Annotated in this window: 15 protein-coding genes; 8 read left to right on the top strand and 7 right to left on the bottom strand. The window is 35.9% G+C overall.

All coding sequences use genetic code 11. From position 1 onward, the window contains the following. Positions 1-140 precede the first annotated feature (140 nt). A complete protein-coding gene (locus ACKTTZ_RS14490; protein WP_034692094.1) occupies positions 141-557 on the top strand; it encodes a hypothetical protein in 417 nt (138 codons plus the stop codon). A 72-nt stretch (positions 558-629) separates the two neighbouring features. Here ACKTTZ_RS14490 and tyrS read toward each other — a convergent pair whose 3' ends face one another. Beyond that, positions 630-1,925: a tyrosine--tRNA ligase gene (tyrS, locus tag ACKTTZ_RS14495; protein ID WP_407845879.1), complete on the bottom strand. Its 1,296-nt coding sequence runs from the start codon at positions 1,923-1,925 to the stop codon at positions 630-632. A 205-nt stretch (positions 1,926-2,130) separates the two neighbouring features. Between tyrS and ACKTTZ_RS14500 the strand changes: the two genes are divergently transcribed. Further along, entirely contained in the window at positions 2,131-2,691 is a 561-nt protein-coding gene (locus ACKTTZ_RS14500) for an RNA polymerase sigma factor (RefSeq protein ID WP_034692096.1), read from the top strand. A 109-nt stretch (positions 2,692-2,800) separates the two neighbouring features. Here the strand turns inward: ACKTTZ_RS14500 and ACKTTZ_RS14505 are convergent, their stop codons facing one another. After that, complete coding sequence (locus ACKTTZ_RS14505) at positions 2,801-3,433, bottom strand: hypothetical protein (RefSeq protein WP_407845880.1); 633 nt, start codon at positions 3,431-3,433, stop codon at positions 2,801-2,803. Between the two features lie 116 nt (positions 3,434-3,549). Here ACKTTZ_RS14505 and lipA point away from each other — a divergent pair, with 116 nt between their 5' ends. Beyond that, positions 3,550-4,416 (top strand): lipoyl synthase, encoded by an 867-nt coding sequence (gene lipA / locus ACKTTZ_RS14510; RefSeq protein ID WP_034692098.1) that lies wholly within the window; start codon positions 3,550-3,552, stop codon positions 4,414-4,416. 211 nt (positions 4,417-4,627) lie between these two features. Here lipA and ACKTTZ_RS14515 read toward each other — a convergent pair whose 3' ends face one another. Further along, a complete protein-coding gene (locus tag ACKTTZ_RS14515) occupies positions 4,628-5,521 on the bottom strand; it encodes an AraC family transcriptional regulator (RefSeq protein WP_407845881.1) in 894 nt (297 codons plus the stop codon). Positions 5,522-5,705: 184 nt separating this feature from the next. On the opposite strand from ACKTTZ_RS14515, the gene ACKTTZ_RS14520 reads away from it, so the two are divergent. Continuing rightward, positions 5,706-6,908, top strand: a complete 1,203-nt coding sequence (locus ACKTTZ_RS14520) for an MFS transporter (protein WP_081906367.1) — start codon at positions 5,706-5,708, stop codon at positions 6,906-6,908. 79 nt (positions 6,909-6,987) lie between these two features. Here the strand turns inward: ACKTTZ_RS14520 and ACKTTZ_RS14525 are convergent, their stop codons facing one another. After that, complete coding sequence (locus tag ACKTTZ_RS14525; RefSeq protein WP_034692101.1) at positions 6,988-7,368, bottom strand: STAS/SEC14 domain-containing protein; 381 nt, start codon at positions 7,366-7,368, stop codon at positions 6,988-6,990. Between the two features lie 118 nt (positions 7,369-7,486). On the opposite strand from ACKTTZ_RS14525, the gene ACKTTZ_RS14530 reads away from it, so the two are divergent. Continuing rightward, positions 7,487-8,692, top strand: a complete 1,206-nt coding sequence (locus tag ACKTTZ_RS14530; RefSeq protein WP_407845882.1) for an NAD(P)/FAD-dependent oxidoreductase — start codon at positions 7,487-7,489, stop codon at positions 8,690-8,692. Positions 8,693-8,880: 188 nt separating this feature from the next. On the opposite strand, the gene ACKTTZ_RS14535 is transcribed toward ACKTTZ_RS14530, so the two are convergent. Next, positions 8,881-10,068, bottom strand: coding sequence for a VWA domain-containing protein (locus tag ACKTTZ_RS14535; protein ID WP_407845883.1), 1,188 nt, complete (start codon positions 10,066-10,068; stop codon positions 8,881-8,883). A 588-nt stretch (positions 10,069-10,656) separates the two neighbouring features. Further along, entirely contained in the window at positions 10,657-11,331 is a 675-nt protein-coding gene (locus ACKTTZ_RS14540) for an SIMPL domain-containing protein (RefSeq protein ID WP_407845884.1), read from the bottom strand. A gap of 137 nt (positions 11,332-11,468) precedes the next feature. On the opposite strand from ACKTTZ_RS14540, the gene ACKTTZ_RS14545 reads away from it, so the two are divergent. Continuing rightward, on the top strand, positions 11,469-13,262 hold the full coding sequence (locus ACKTTZ_RS14545) for a histidine kinase (protein ID WP_407845885.1): 1,794 nt from the start codon (positions 11,469-11,471) through the stop codon (positions 13,260-13,262). A gap of 26 nt (positions 13,263-13,288) precedes the next feature. Here ACKTTZ_RS14545 and ACKTTZ_RS14550 read toward each other — a convergent pair whose 3' ends face one another. Continuing rightward, the gene (locus ACKTTZ_RS14550; protein WP_081906368.1) at positions 13,289-13,642 is read right to left on the bottom strand and encodes a WG repeat-containing protein; all 354 of its coding nucleotides are present in this window, start codon (positions 13,640-13,642) and stop codon (positions 13,289-13,291) included. A gap of 174 nt (positions 13,643-13,816) precedes the next feature. Here ACKTTZ_RS14550 and ACKTTZ_RS14555 point away from each other — a divergent pair, with 174 nt between their 5' ends. Both ACKTTZ_RS14555 and ACKTTZ_RS14560 read left to right on the top strand, forming a co-directional pair. Then, entirely contained in the window at positions 13,817-14,551 is a 735-nt protein-coding gene (locus tag ACKTTZ_RS14555) for a LytR/AlgR family response regulator transcription factor (protein ID WP_407845886.1), read from the top strand. A gap of 74 nt (positions 14,552-14,625) precedes the next feature. Next, complete coding sequence (locus ACKTTZ_RS14560; RefSeq protein WP_407845887.1) at positions 14,626-15,165, top strand: lipocalin family protein; 540 nt, start codon at positions 14,626-14,628, stop codon at positions 15,163-15,165. The last annotated feature ends 36 nt before the right edge of the window (positions 15,166-15,201 follow it).

Consider the following 15,201-nt stretch of genomic DNA (forward strand, 5'->3'; position numbering starts at 1 on the left):
AAAAAATACCTGAATTTAGGTAGAAAAAATTACTGGTTTTTCAGGATTGATAGACGTAGGGGATGCTCATAGCTTTGCAAATATCAAATCATGAATCATAGAATATTCAATATAGTAACTAAAATTTAAACAAAAAGATTATGAAAAAAATGAAAATGAATCAGCTGTTAAGAGGAGCATTGGTTGCAGCAATAGCAGCAATGTTTATTGGATTTACAGCGTCATGCAGTAAAGATAACGACGACAATGTGAATGGAGCAGGGAAAAGCCATAAAGTGGTTTTTAAAGCAATTGCTTCTTCAGGAAGCAATATTGACGTAGCGGTTTACGGAATTGATGGTAACCCTACCACAGCATCAAGTTTGAGTGGAACAACATGGTCCAGCCCGGAAGTGACATCAGAACCAGGAGCATATAGCGCTAATGTTGCAGTAAATGCTGTCGGACCCAATGCTTCAGCAACGTTGAAGGTTCAGATCTGGGTAGACGGAGAACTTAAGAAAGAAGGAACTTCCAGTGGACAGTATTTGTCAGCTTCTACAAGCTATACATTTTAATATTAAATTTTTTTAGGACATAAAACGGGCGCTGAGATCCATCTCAGCGCCCGTTTTTATATGTATCTTATACTAGTTTGCTCTTACAATAAAGTAGCTTTTTTTACCTTTTTGTAATAATAAGAACTTACCATCAATAAGGTCAGTTTCATTAGCTGTAAAAGTATCATTTACTTTTTGCTTGTTGACAGAGATTGAATTTCCTTTAATCTCTCTTTGAGCTTCACTCTTAGATTTTAAGAATCCTGATTTTTCAGAAAGAAGATCAATAATATTCACTCCTAAAACATCAGCTTTTGCAATTTCTTTCTGAGGAACTCCATCGAAAACTTCAAGGAATGTTTCTTCATCAAGACTTACAAGATCTTCAGCAGTAGAACGTCCGAAAAGAATTTCAGAAGCTTTCAGAGCTTTTTCATACTCTTCTCTTCCATGTACCCAAACTGTTACTTCTTCCGCAAGTTTCTTCTGTAACTTTCTTTCGTGTGCTGCCGTTTTGTGCTCTTCAATTAAAGCATCAATCTCTTCTTTTCCTAAGAAAGTATAGAACTTAATGAATCTCTCAGCATCTTCATCAGTAGCATTCAGCCAGAACTGGTAGAATTTGTAAGGAGAAGTTTTCTTTTTATCCAGCCAGTAATTTTCTCCGCTTTCAGACTTCCCGAATTTGGAGCCGTCTGCTTTGGTAATCAAAGGAACTGTTAATGCAAATGCTTCACCCTGCGCTTTTCTACGGATCAATTCTGTACCTGTAGTGATATTTCCCCACTGGTCAGAACCTCCCATCTGTAGCTTTACATTATTGTTTTGGTATAAGTGAAGGAAATCATATCCCTGGATTAGCTGGTATGTAAATTCTGTAAAACTCATTCCGTCTGCACCCGATTCTCCTGAGAATCTCTTCTTCACAGAATCTTTAGCCATCATATAGTTGACCGTGATATTTTTCCCAACATTTTTAGCAAAATCAAGGAAAGAAATATTCTTCATCCAGTCGTAGTTATTTACTAGCTCAGCTTTGTTAGGCTCGTTCCCTTCGAAATTTAAGAATTTTGAAAGCTGATTTTTTAAACAGTCTACATAGTGTAAAAGAGTTTCTTCATCCAAAAGATTTCTTTCAGCAGATTTTCCGGACGGGTCACCAATCATTCCTGTTGCACCTCCCACCAATGCAATTGGCTTATGGCCATGAAGCTGGAAGTGAGCTAAAATTTTTATCTGAATAAGACTTCCGATATGTAAAGAATCGGCAGTAGGATCAAAACCAATATATGCAGTAGTTACCTCTTTATTCAGTTGTTCATCGGTTCCTGGCATCATATCGGCAAACAGACCACGCCATTTAAGTTCTTCTATAAAGGAATTCATTGATTTTTAACTTTAAAATTTTAAGATGCAAAGATAGTAAATTCATAAGTATTAAGGGTAAAAGCGAAACAGCAAAAAATGTAGGGGAAAGAAAGTCACAGATCATGAAAACCTTTTGGATGTTAACCTTAAGAATTGAACAAGTTCAGACTTTTGCCCTTTTACTCCTTTGTTTTTCACCCCAAATAATCTATATTTGTTATTAATGAACGACGAACAGCTATTCCTGCTCATCCAGAAGGCCAAAGATAAAGATCAGAAGGCCCAGACTAAACTCATTAATATTTTTTGGGTGGATGTTTTCTCTTTTGTCATGAAAAAGGTAAGAGATGAAAATGATGCGGATGAAATTACCGTCAATGTTTTCTCAAAAGTACTGTCGAAACTGGATATGTTTGATCCTCATTTTCAGTTTAAAACCTGGATATTGACCATTGCCCAAAATACTGTTATTGATTTCTGGAGAAAGAAGAATCGTGATAACGAAGACGCTGTTGAAAACCTTGATGAGGTCAAAAACCAATATGCAAAATCTCCCGAAGAACTTCTGATTTCCGAAGAAGAACAAAAGAAAATCATTAAAACAATAGAATCGCTGGATGCCAACTATCAGGATATTATCAAGCTGAGATTTTTTGAAGAAAAAAGCATCAAAGAAATTGCTGAAGAGCTGGGGATCTCCGTTGCCAACACCAAAGTAAGAGTCATGCGTGCCAAAAAAGTCTTAGCTGAGCTGTTGAAAAATAATGAATTTGATGATCATTAAACTCAATAATTCAATAAATCCTATTCAATAGAAACGGGCTTTAGCCCGTTTACTAAAAATATAAATCCAGAATGGGCTTTAGCCCAAACTTACATCCCATAGCTTTTATTTAAAAATAAACCTCTTCTTTTGTTTTTGGAAGAATTATTTTTTGCTGCTTTTCCTGATTTCTGTTCTGCAGATTAATTTTCAGCCCTTTTTTTATATAAGTTTCTTTTAAAGACTTACCATATTCAGCAGTATTTTCTACTTCTTTTGAATAGTTCAGTTGTCCTGTTGAAAGATTAAAATCAACATCTTTCCAGTAATCACCAGGTCTTCCTGAAGTGGAGGAAGTTCCTATGAGTTCAAAATGCCCGTTCTGAAATCTATACTTGTCTGTAACATCCCATTTCCAGCTGCTTCCACCGTTTTGAGAAATGATCAGAAGTCCTTTTTCTATTTTAGTTTCTCTGTAAGGATCGCCCATCATGCCTCCGCCATTGCTTTCCATAACAGCATTTCTGGATTTTTCAAGGATGGTCCATGCTCCGCCTGCCTTTTTCAGAATCTGAATTTCACGGATGTTTCCCATATCTGTGGTGTCCTTTGTATTGTAAATAATTACTTTTTCAGGAATTTTATCCCCATCAAGATCTCCGTCTACCGTTTCAATGATAGTAGAACCCGAAGGCTGAAACTGTTTTTGGGCAAGACAAAATGTTCCGCATACTGCGAATAAAAGGAAGAATATTTTTTTCATAAGAATATTTTGAAGAGATAAATATACAAATGAAATTTCGAATTATAAGTTTCATCAATATATCCGGTTGATGGTTTCCATTAAAAAATCCTTAACTTTGAACTTCAATTTTAGAAATGGAAAATTCAGTTCAAGACACTACCGTTCAAAAACCAAAATGGATCCGCGTAAAACTTCCTACCGGAAAGAATTACAGAGAGCTGAGAACTTTGGTTGATAAATATAAATTAAATACCATTTGCCAAAGCGGAAGCTGCCCGAACATGGGAGAATGTTGGGGTGAAGGTACAGCTACTTTCATGATTTTAGGAAATATCTGTACAAGAAGCTGTGGATTCTGTGGGGTAAAAACAGGAAAACCACTTGATGTAAACTGGGACGAACCTGAAAAAGTAGCAAGATCCATCAAATTAATGAAGATCAAACATGCCGTTCTTACTTCTGTAGACCGTGATGATCTGAAAGATATGGGTTCTATTCTTTGGGGAGAAACAGTGAATGCTGTCAGAAGAATTTCTCCGGGAACAACAATGGAAACTTTGATTCCGGATTTCCAGGGACTTACTAAACACCTTGACAGATTAGTAGATGTAGCGCCTGAAGTGATCTCTCACAACATGGAAACCGTAAAACGTCTGACCAGAGAAGTAAGAATTCAGGCAAAATATGAAAGAAGCCTTGAAGTATTAAGATACCTGAAAGAAGCCGGACAAAGAAGAACCAAAACAGGGGTAATGCTTGGTTTAGGTGAAACTAAAGATGAGGTCTTCCAGACGATCGAAGATATCAGAAATGCCAATGTAGATGTGATTACACTAGGACAATATCTGCAGCCGACTAAAAAACATCTTCCGGTAAAGAAATTTATCACTCCTGAAGAATTTGATGAATTCGGAGATTTTGCAAGAAGTTTAGGTTTCAGACACGTTGAAAGTTCTCCTCTTGTAAGAAGTTCTTACCACGCAGAAAAACATATTCACTAAAAATACAAACCGTTCAGCAATGAACGGTTTTTTGTTTTTTTCAGGTAGCAGATTATAGGTGATAGGCTGCAGGTATCAGATGTTAAGCATTAGCTAATGAATGTGGCAATCTTTACAATAACTGCTGCCATCATTCCCATCCTTTGGAGGGGTGGCAAAAATTCAAAGAATTTTTGACGGAGTGGTTCATAAAACACGCACCAAAATCTACTTAACAAGTCGTATCCTTCTTAATCACTCCAATCCTCCCATTAATTTCAATCGGTCTGAAATGTTTCTTCTTGAATTCAGAAGGTGTTTCTCCCGTATGCTGTTTGAACAGTTTATTAAAATAAGAAAGACTTTCAAAACCCACCTGAAAACAAACTTCTGTCACAGACTGATCTTTCAGCAGGAATATTTTAGCCTGATTAATCCTATAATTATTGACAAAATCAGTAAACGTCATATTTGTCTGTTTCTTAAAATATCTGCAGAAAGCAGGAGTACTAAGGCTTACCACTTTTGCTACCTCATTTACATTGGGTTTCCTGTCGTAATTTTCGTGGATATAATCATAAATAGTTCCCATTCTGATTTTATCATTCAAAAACCATTTGATTCTGGTATCATCTTTATTAAGTTCTTTTACTTCAGTAGAATCGGCCAGGATTTGTAGTATTTCAATTAATCCAACCAAAGATTCAAAAGAGTTTTTATCTTTAATAATCTGTAGTTTTTCAACAACAGTATTTTTGGTTTCTCCGGAGAATGAGAGTCCGAGATAGGAACGTTCTAAAAGGGTTTTAATATTTTCAAATTCAGGAACAGGAAGGATGATATCCTGAAGGAAACTTTCCCGCATTTGCAATACAAGCTGCTTGCATTCGGTCTGAATCCCATAATCAAAATTAAGATGGGGAACATTGGAACCAATCAGCAAAAGATCACTGTCTGTAAAACCGGAAATATTCTTCCCAACATGACGGATTCCATTCACCGCTTCTACATATACCAGTTCAATTTCCGGATGATAATGCCAGAAAAAACAATTTTTCAGAGAAGGAGCAAATAGCTTAAACGATTTCCCTTTTTCAAACTCAATAATTTCTTTCTGGATCTTCATTTTGTTCTTATTTGATTGTTTCTGAAATTAAAATTAAACAAAAAGGTTAATATGGAGCAAATTTTTATCATTCAAAGAGGTGTGAAATTCAAACTTTCTTTCGATTTTTGCACTTTCAAAATAAAGATACTCAGCGAGTCCTTTAATTTGAACAGAATTAATTCAGAAAAAAGATTTAGATACAATGAAGATTGATAAAAGAATAATACCACTGGCTATCGGTGGTTTAGGGATAGGAACAACGGAATTTACCGTCATGGGACTGTTGCCGGATATTGCAAAAACATTACAGATCACCATTCCTCAAGCCGGACATTTAATTTCTGCTTATGCCATGGGAGTGGTTATCGGAGCTCCAATTCTGATTGGATATTCCGTAAAATTTCCACCGAAAAAAGTTTTGATGGCTTTTATGATCCTTTTTACATTATTTAATGGGCTTTCTGCTATTGCTCCCGGGTACAACAGTATGCTGGTTATCCGTTTTATGTCCGGACTTCCGCATGGAGCGTTCTTCGGTGTGGGAACAGTGGTAGCTTCAAGAATGGCCGGAAAAGGAAAAGAAGCTTTTTATATATCGATGATGTTTACAGGGCTCACGGTTGCCAATCTGGCAATGGTACCTCTGGTCACCTATATTGGGCACACCTTCCACTGGAGATTTTACTTTGCTATAGTAGCAGTGATTGGGCTTTTTGCCATCTTATTTTTAAAACTATGGCTTCCGGCAATGGAGTCCAATCAGAATACCCATTTCATGGAAGAGCTGAAATTCCTTAAAAATAAACAATCGTGGCTGGTATTGGCTATTACAGCGATAGGGTTTGGAGGATTGTTCACCTGGTTGAGCTATATTACCCCTTTAATGACTGTTGTTGCAGGAATCAAAAGTAGTCAAATGGCTTATGTAATGGTTCTTGCCGGAGCAGGAATGGTGGTTGGAAACCTGGTTGGAGGTATTGTTTCAGATAAATTAGGCCCGGAAAAAACCTGTGCATTGCTGATTTTCCTGATGATGATTTCTCTTGGAGGAGTTTTCTTCCTTGCAGAGTATAAAAATATAGCCCTGGTATTGACATTCATGTGTGGGGCTTTATCCATGTCTATTGCTTCACCCATCAATATTATGATGATGAAAGCTGCCCCGAAAAGTGAAATGATGGCCGCCGCTTTTATGCAGGCTGGTTTTAATATTGCCAATGCAATGGGAGCTTTCCTTGGTGGAATTCCTTTAGAATACGGCTACTCATTCAATTATCCATCACTGGTAGGAGTGGGGATGACTTTTATTGGAGTGGTTATCAGTGTAAGATATATGTATCTGTACGGTTCAAAAACTCAAAATGAGGAAGAAGTGGCTGCTGAATGCGTATCATGTGATAAATAAAAAATGTAATTAATTTATATTTAAACATAAAAAAGAGCCTGTTTCACACTGAAACAGGCTCTTTTTATAATATAAGTTTTTATGCCTCTACTTCATCTCCGTTTTTACACCAATAGAGGGCATTGTACAAATTTTCTTTTGGGAAAGATTTAAATTCTCCCGGCATCAGAACACTGAAGATACTGGTAAAATCACGTATGCCTTCTTTGTCTGTTACAATGGCAGAACGATTCCAGTTAGTAAGGTTTTTCAGTCCTAACAGTAAATCTTCAAGCCATGCTCCCACAGTAAAATTATCCAGATCGGTATCCAAATACAATAAATAATTCAGTTCACCGAATTGCTCTACCTTCTCTTTTACACGCGGAATTACCAATCTTTCAAAATCCTCTTTCGTTACTTCTCCTGTTGCATTAAATGCTGCAACATTCTCCGGAGCTTCTGGAATAATTGTTATCATAATAAATATTTTTTTTTGGTGGTTTGAGTTTAAAAGAACAACAATAATTACACCATTATTTGGTGAATAATTGTTAAAAAAGGTATAAATATTGTTATTTTAAATGTAAAATAGTAATATGAATCTCAAATCAAATGAACCTTTTTGGCTTTTAAAAAACGGATTATTAGCATCTTATCCATCCTTACAATCCAATGAAGAATGTGATGTTCTCATTGTAGGAGGAGGTATTACAGGAAGTCTGATTGCCCATCAGATGATAGAAGACGGATATACTACGGTTCTTATAGATAAAAGAGAACTTTGCAACGGGAGCACTTCCGCTACAACTTCCATGCTCCAGTACGAAATAGATATTCCTTTATACGAGCTGATAGAAAAAATAGGCGAAAAGGGAGCTGTCCTAAGCTATAAAGCTTGTAGTGATGCTATTGACAGGATAGAAAAGCTTACAAAAATAATCAGGTCCAAAGCAGGTTTCAAACGGAAAAACTCATTGTATTTTGCTTCAAAAAAGAAAGATACAGAATGGCTAAAGAAAGAATGTGAGACCAGAAAACAAAACGGGTTTGATGTAGAATGGCTGGAGGCAAAAGACATTTTGAGAAAATTTGAATTTGAAAATACTTATGGTGGAATTTTATCAAAACAGGGAGCAAGTATTGATGCTTTTCAGTTTGCTCATGAGCTGTTTATGCATAATGTAAAGAAAGGATTGAAAATATTTGATAAGACTGAAATGGTAAAAGTAGAGGAACATAAAGGTTTTAATCTGGTTACCGTAGATAGTGGATTTGAGATTAGAGCAAAAAAAATCATTTACTGTATAGGCTATGAAAGTAAAAATCTGCTGAAAGAAAACTTTGTCAACCTGAAAAGTACCTATGCCGTAGTTTCTGAAATAGATGAAGAGAAGTTTAAAAATATCAGCAGCACATTAGTATGGAATACCGATGATCCTTATCTCTACATGAGAACTACCGATGACGGAAGACTTCTTATTGGAGGAGGTGATGAAGATTTTTATGATGCAGAAAAACGTGATGCAATACTCCATAAAAAAGAAAAGGAGATTCTGAAAAACCTGAATAAAATAAAACCCGATTATCATTTTTATACAGATTTTGTATGGGCAGGAACTTTTGGTGAAACTAAAGACGGACTTCCCTACATCGGAGAACATCAGAAATTTAAAAATTCTTATTTCGTGCTGGGGTTCGGAGGAAATGGAATTACTTTCTCAATAACAGGAATGGAAATGGCTTCTTTGTTTATGAAGGGAAAAAAACATCCGTTATCAAGGTATTTTCAGTTTGGTAGGTGATACTTTATTTTACCCCAATTTTTATAAATAAGAATAAAGGTTATTTAGATTCCTATGAAATGACAAACTGCGTGAGTAAACCTATATTTCAATTGAAGGTGCTCAATTCCCCTCTTTCGGAGGGGTGTCAAAAATTCTTTGAATTTTTGACGGGGTGGTAAAAAAAAGCGGGCCTCAACCCGCTTACACTACAAACTATACCCATTTTTTTTCGCAAGTTCAACAATAGAACTCTCAATGGCTTTTCCAAGATCATCAGAATCATCAGTTCCCCGTTTTTTCATTTCGGAATCTATATAAGTCTGGCGTTTTTTGGAAAGTTCCTCTATTTCTTTTTGAATCTTGTCACGTGCTGCTGACTTGGCAGCAATTGTTTTTTGAATTTCTTCTTTACTTTTTCCTTTCAACTCCGCTGGAAGTTCACTTTCTTTGACATTGGCGATAAATCCTGCATCTTTTTCAGCTTTATCTACAAGATCCCAGTGATCATTTTTGTAAGCATTCTTTTTAGATTTGGCAACCGTTCTTTCCACTAAGTTGGATGCTGATTGTGCTTCTGCATTCTTATCCTGAGTGATCTGCTTAAGCCGGTATTCCGAGCCGTGATTTCCGTAGTAGATATAGGTGTCATTCAGTTTTGCATTACATTCTGAAATTCTGATATCATAAGGAGTTTCAATATAAAGAACCTTTCTGTCGCTGTCGATATTGAAATACTTTCCACCTCCTAATGAGGCTCCGTTTTGCCAGAAAGTCTGGATTCCTTCCTCCCTGCTTCCACAGAAAATAGTGTTGGTGTAAATATTTTTAGCTTTTGCTTTTGAAACAACATCTTTATAATTTATTTTTCCCTGATCAAATGCTTCGTTACCTGCAATATAAATCAGTTTCATACTTTTTTCATTCCCATCCCAGTTGAGGTTGGCAGAAGCATCCCGAATCACCGCACCACAATATTCACTACCACCGTTGGTTCTTAAGGCAAACAACTTTTCAGAAACCAGGTCGAGATCCTGAGTAAGAGGAGTGACCTGGCGGATGTAGTTTTCATCACGGATTCCGTCATTGCCATATTCATAAAGGGCAATTTCAATCTCTGGTGCTTTTCCGTTATACTTGAGAGTGGTTAAAGTATTTACAATATTCCAGAGTCTGGATTTTGCCTGATCAATCAGTCCGTCCATACTGTTGGACGTATCCAGTAAAAGAGCGACCTGAATTTTATTATCCTTTACCGTTGAATTTACCGGAATCAGTGATGTTTTTTGTACGGATAATGTATGGTCTGTATTACTATTGGAGCGGTTGGCCGGAATGTTTCCGGTGCTTAAAAATGCTGTACCTGCTGCAAGTGCTAAGATTTTTAAAGTTGTCATTTTGTTATTTTTTTATGGGTTATTTATTGTAGAGATTGATAAACATTTACATTCATTATTTTAACTACAAAAGGCACAAATGTTTTAAACACTTAAGTTTTTTCAGAACCAAGCCTTATGCGGAATGAGTACACCTAAGTTTTGTGAAAATCTTTGATTTTCATCTTATGTGAACTTTTCTGCGGTATCATTTTAAGCTTACTTAAGTGAACTAAGGTGTTTTAAAATGAAACCTTTTATGATTTTGTGAAATTTAAACAACTTTGTAATTAAGAAATACCATTCTATTGTCCGTTATTTTAAATTTCTAAAGTAAAATTATTCCTATTTCAGACTGAAAATAAGGGAACTTGGTGAACGGAAGGTTTCACTTGGTGGATGATAGAACAAGGAAGAATCCGGTTATCTATTCAGTATGATAATAGCAATCTAATGTGTCATTTCAATACTGTCAGGCTGAGCGGAGCCGAACCCTTTGCATTCAAGAAAATTTGATAGATGGCAGATATTCTTCTTCAATCAGAAGCCCGCCGGATAGCATAAAACAAAAAAGCAGCTCCCTGGGAACTGCCTTGTTAAAATCTTTTATTAAAGGATTTCGTATTTTGTTTTGATGCTGTATTTCAGCTTAATGTTTTCAATATTATCAAAAGAGAAATCTACCGGAGCATCAGCCATTTCCAACTGAATATTACTAGCTCTTCCTTTGTAAGCTGCAGGCATGATCATATCGCTGGTGTAATCTTCTATTTCTACAATTTCAAGAGCATTTCCAGTTTTTTTACCCATGCTTTCCAACAAGTAGTCAGCTTTTTCTTTTGCCGCTTTCAAAGCATTGATCTTGACTGTTTTTCTGAAATCTGCAATTTTAGTATTTTTTACCTCTGCAATGTTCAGGCTGCTTACCCATTTTTGATTCAGGTCTTCGAAGATTTTGCTAAGACTTGATTTTGTACCGGCTTTAAACTGATAGTTCTTAGAAAACTTAGCTGTCTTAGAATAGATATTCTGGTACATGGATTTGAACTTGATATCCTCGTTCTTTACTCCTGCATTTTTTAAAATATCAAATAACTTCTTTTCATTATCTGCCAGATCGTTTTTATTATCAGCTTTTATCCCAATGCTGAAGATAATTTCATCCGGTTCTACTTCCATTTCGGCAACACCTGTCACTTCAATTGAGTTTTTCTTTACTTCCTGAGCATTTACAAAGCTTCCAAGGGTTAAAATTCCGATTAATAAAAAATGTTTCAATTTCATAATTTCCTGTTTTAAATTTTTAATTCTGATGTAAAATTACGCTGACTGGAAACCAGATTCCGGGAGACTTGGTGAAATGGAGTTTTCACTTGGTGAATAGTTTTTGAGCAGACTATATATATGTATATCTTTGTTTTATGAAAATGCTTAAACTCTTTACTATCTTTTTACTTGGGCTTTTGGGAAATATAATCTATTCCCAAACCACTAATAACAGCACTGCTGCTGTGGAAGAAGTGCAGGTAGAAACGAAGAAGCTGAAAAAAGCAATGGACAAGAAAAATGAACCTGCCCAGGCAGATTCTTATTATAATATCGGAGAAACATTTTTCAATAGCGGAAACTTTGCGAAAAGTGAAGAATATTATACAAAAGCCAAAAAGCTGTATGAAAAACTTAACGACAAACCTAATATTGAAAAAGCTACCCGAAGATTAGCCCAGTCACAGGAAAAGCAGAATAAAATAACGCCTGCGATCAGCAATTACAGCATGGCAGCGCAAGTGAGTTACAGTGAAAAAAGCAAAGCGGTCAATGCTAATGATGTGGCAAGACTTTCTTCTCCCACACCGGAGCTTAAAGCAGAAGCTATCCAGAATAATATCAATCTGACCAAAAAAGAAAACGAACAAGGCGATCTTGCAGAAAGTTACAGCCAGCTTGCAGATGTTAATTTGAAACAGAAAGACGTTTCCAGCGCCGAAGAAAACCTGAATACAGCCTATAAAATTTCTAAAAAAGAAGCTCCTCAGCAAGCCCTTGCCATTAATCAGAAACTGGCAGATCTTTATGTGGAAAATAAGAATTTTGAAAAAGCTATTGAAGCCAAAAAGAAAGTTCTGAAGGAGGATTTTGTGAAAGAAAATTCTCAGGAGAAAGTCAATCAGATTCAGGAATTGGCTGATATCTATATTAAAAAGAATGATCCTAAAGAAGCCGTGGACCTTTTGAAAAATGCCTACGGAATTGCTTTGGACAAAGGTCATACGCTGGAAGCACAGAGAAGTGTAAAAAAACTGGATAGCCTTTATGCGATTTCAGGAAATGTAGATGCTTCAGTTCAACTGTATAGAGATTTTTTGGGAAAACTTCCGAATCTTGTTTCCAAAGACAGAAGTCTTGTTGATAATAAAATTCTGGAAGATACAGAACAGCGAATCTCACAGCTGGAAAAAGAAAAAGAGCTTAAAGACGAGCTTATACGAAAGAAAAATGTCTTTAATTACAGCCTGATTGGAGCTTTGATTTTGCTGACAGGATTAATCATTTTTATTTTCAGAACCCTGAAAAAGGTTCAGACCAAAAATAAGAAAATTGCCCTTCAGTCGTTACGTCGTGAGATGAATCCTCATTTTATCTTTAACAGTTTGAATAGCGTCAACCACTTTATAGCAACCAATAATGAACTGGAAGCGAATCAGTATCTAACCAAATTTTCGAAGCTGATGCGTGGTGTAATGGAAAATTCCACTGAAGATTTTATTCCCTTTCAGCAGGAGCTGGATCTCCTTCAGAATTATCTTGCCCTTGAGAAAACACGTTTTGCAGATAAATTCGATTATGAAATTGAAGTAGATGAAAGCCTGAATATGCAAAACCTTCACGTTCCCGGAATGCTGATACAGCCGTTTCTGGAAAATGCTGTCTGGCACGGACTCCGCTATAGAACTGATAAAGGATTTTTAAAACTAAGCTTTGAAAAAAGTGAATCTCATCTGAACATCCTTATTGAAGACAACGGAATAGGTATTGAAGAAAGTAAAAAGCAGAAAACCCAGCACCAAAAAACGAGAGAGGGAAGAGGAATGAAAAATACGCTGGAAAGAATTCAGCTTCTGAATGATCTTTACAAAAAAGAGATCACCTGCTCCGTAAAGGATAAGGAAAATAACAGTGGTGTTTTGGTAACTATCCAGATCAATCTGAAGTAAGTAAAACTCAGATTGATCTGTGTATTTTATTTGATATATTTTTTCTCCAAAACAGAAAAATTCTTTTTGATATAGTCCAGTTCATAGTGGGCAGGAATGATTTCAGTACCTGAACGGTTAATAAATCCATACGTTCCCGTTATGTTTTTTACCAGTGCCAGATCATCGGAATACTCACCGAATTTATTAATCTTGGAATACACAGGCTGAGCGATGATTCTTCCACTAATATCTGAAATTCCATACGTTCCGGAATTGGTTTTTGTAAGCCTCCAGTTTTTATTGATCTTACTGATATCCTCTCTTTCTGAAATTTTCATCTGTGAAAAAGAAAAACCGAATACACTCATGCAGCAAAGAATAAGAAGTTTTGATTTCATATGATTTTGTATGGTTTATTAATTTTAATCTCTAAAATAATTCTTTTGCATCTTTCTTGCAATAAAAGTGACCAAAAGTATGTTGGAGAACTTGTGTAGGCAAATTGTAAGGTTGGTTAAATATTCCTAATTTGCACCTGCAACTTAATGATCTGCCACCTAAAATCTGATCTGATGAAAATAAAAGCCGTAATTGTAGATGATGAGCTCATAGCAAGAGAAGTTTTACGAAGCTATCTGACCAAATACTGTCCGCAAGTGGAAATTCTGGGTGAAGCTGAAAATATTAAAGAAGCTGTTCCATTAATCGCTGAAAAACAACCTCAATTGGTATTTCTGGACGTAGAAATGCCTTTTGGAAATGCCTTTGATGTACTGGAAGCTACCAAGGAACTCTCCTATGAAACGATTTTCATTACTGCATTTTCACAATATTCTTTGCAGGCTTTGAATAAATCGGCCAGTTATTATATTTTAAAACCGATTGATATTCAGGAACTGATTCTTGCTGTCAATAAAGTGGCTGAAAGTCTTGAGAAAAAAGATGAACTCAACCGGAATAAGATCCTTCTTGAAAACCTGAAATTAAAACCTGAAAAACAGCAATTGATTTTGCCAACTTTACAAGGGTTTGATGTGGTGAAAACCGAAGACATTGTAAGACTTCAGGCAGATGGAAACTTCACTCAGGTATATCTTACGGATGGTTCAAAGAAGATGGTATGCCGTTTTCTGAAACACTTTGATGACCTTCTGGAAAATCCTTTTGTGAGGGTCCATCGTTCCCATATTATCAATACAGGTTTTGTGAAATCCTATCATAAAAGCGGAACAGTGATGCTGTCCGACGATACAGAAATTGAGGTTTCAGGAAGCTTTAAAGATAATTTTCTGAAAGTATTTTCATAGAATTTATTGTACCTTAACAGACTTAAGGCATTATTTTTGACGTTTTTATAACAACCACACAAAATCTTTCTGTCATGAAAACTATTCATAAAATTATACTTCCCGTTTCGTTAGGAGCATTGGGACTTATCGTTTTCAATTCCTATTCTGTAAGGATTCCCAGAGGAGCATCTGCGGTAAAGAATTTTGATCTAAAAAAATACCTGGGCAGATGGTATGAGATCGCCCGTTTTGATTACAGGTTCGAGAAAAATATGGATAATGTTACTGCAGAGTATACAGAAAATCCGGATGGAACAGTTCAGGTCAGAAATAAAGGGTATGATTACGTTAAAAAAGTATGGAACGAATCAATCGGGGAAGCAAAATTTGTAAAAGACCTGACAGAAGCACGTCTTAAAGTTTCATTTTTTAAACCGATATGGGCGGGTTATAACGTCATAGATATTGATGAAGACTATCAATATGCTCTGGTAGCAGGAAGCAGTTTAAAATATTTATGGATTCTTTCCCGTACTACCAATATTCCTGAAAGTATCCGCCAGCGTTTCATTCAGAAAGCAAAAAAAATCGGCTATAACACCGATGAACTGATATGGGTAAAGCATAATTAATAAAAAACAAAATCGCAGAAGGGTCAATTTGTAAAT

This window comes from Chryseobacterium sp. KCF3-3 (genome assembly GCF_045865955.1).
GTDB lineage: Bacteria > Bacteroidota > Bacteroidia > Flavobacteriales > Weeksellaceae > Chryseobacterium.

What these genes read in the sequence shown, in the direction of transcription:
- ACKTTZ_RS14490 (WP_034692094.1), top strand. Translation starts at nt 141, where the DNA reads ATGAAAAAAATGAAAATGAATCAGCTGTTAAGAGGAGCATTGGTTGCA.
- tyrS (WP_407845879.1), bottom strand. Translation starts at nt 1,925, where the DNA reads ATGAATTCCTTTATAGAAGAACTTAAATGGCGTGGTCTGTTTGCCGAT.
- ACKTTZ_RS14500 (WP_034692096.1), top strand. Translation starts at nt 2,131, where the DNA reads ATGAACGACGAACAGCTATTCCTGCTCATCCAGAAGGCCAAAGATAAA.
- ACKTTZ_RS14505 (WP_407845880.1), bottom strand. Translation starts at nt 3,433, where the DNA reads ATGAAAAAAATATTCTTCCTTTTATTCGCAGTATGCGGAACATTTTGT.
- lipA (WP_034692098.1), top strand. Translation starts at nt 3,550, where the DNA reads ATGGAAAATTCAGTTCAAGACACTACCGTTCAAAAACCAAAATGGATC.
- ACKTTZ_RS14515 (WP_407845881.1), bottom strand. Translation starts at nt 5,521, where the DNA reads ATGAAGATCCAGAAAGAAATTATTGAGTTTGAAAAAGGGAAATCGTTT.
- ACKTTZ_RS14520 (WP_081906367.1), top strand. Translation starts at nt 5,706, where the DNA reads ATGAAGATTGATAAAAGAATAATACCACTGGCTATCGGTGGTTTAGGG.
- ACKTTZ_RS14525 (WP_034692101.1), bottom strand. Translation starts at nt 7,368, where the DNA reads ATGATAACAATTATTCCAGAAGCTCCGGAGAATGTTGCAGCATTTAAT.
- ACKTTZ_RS14530 (WP_407845882.1), top strand. Translation starts at nt 7,487, where the DNA reads ATGAATCTCAAATCAAATGAACCTTTTTGGCTTTTAAAAAACGGATTA.
- ACKTTZ_RS14535 (WP_407845883.1), bottom strand. Translation starts at nt 10,068, where the DNA reads ATGACAACTTTAAAAATCTTAGCACTTGCAGCAGGTACAGCATTTTTA.
- ACKTTZ_RS14540 (WP_407845884.1), bottom strand. Translation starts at nt 11,331, where the DNA reads ATGAAATTGAAACATTTTTTATTAATCGGAATTTTAACCCTTGGAAGC.
- ACKTTZ_RS14545 (WP_407845885.1), top strand. Translation starts at nt 11,469, where the DNA reads ATGAAAATGCTTAAACTCTTTACTATCTTTTTACTTGGGCTTTTGGGA.
- ACKTTZ_RS14550 (WP_081906368.1), bottom strand. Translation starts at nt 13,642, where the DNA reads ATGAAATCAAAACTTCTTATTCTTTGCTGCATGAGTGTATTCGGTTTT.
- ACKTTZ_RS14555 (WP_407845886.1), top strand. Translation starts at nt 13,817, where the DNA reads ATGAAAATAAAAGCCGTAATTGTAGATGATGAGCTCATAGCAAGAGAA.
- ACKTTZ_RS14560 (WP_407845887.1), top strand. Translation starts at nt 14,626, where the DNA reads ATGAAAACTATTCATAAAATTATACTTCCCGTTTCGTTAGGAGCATTG.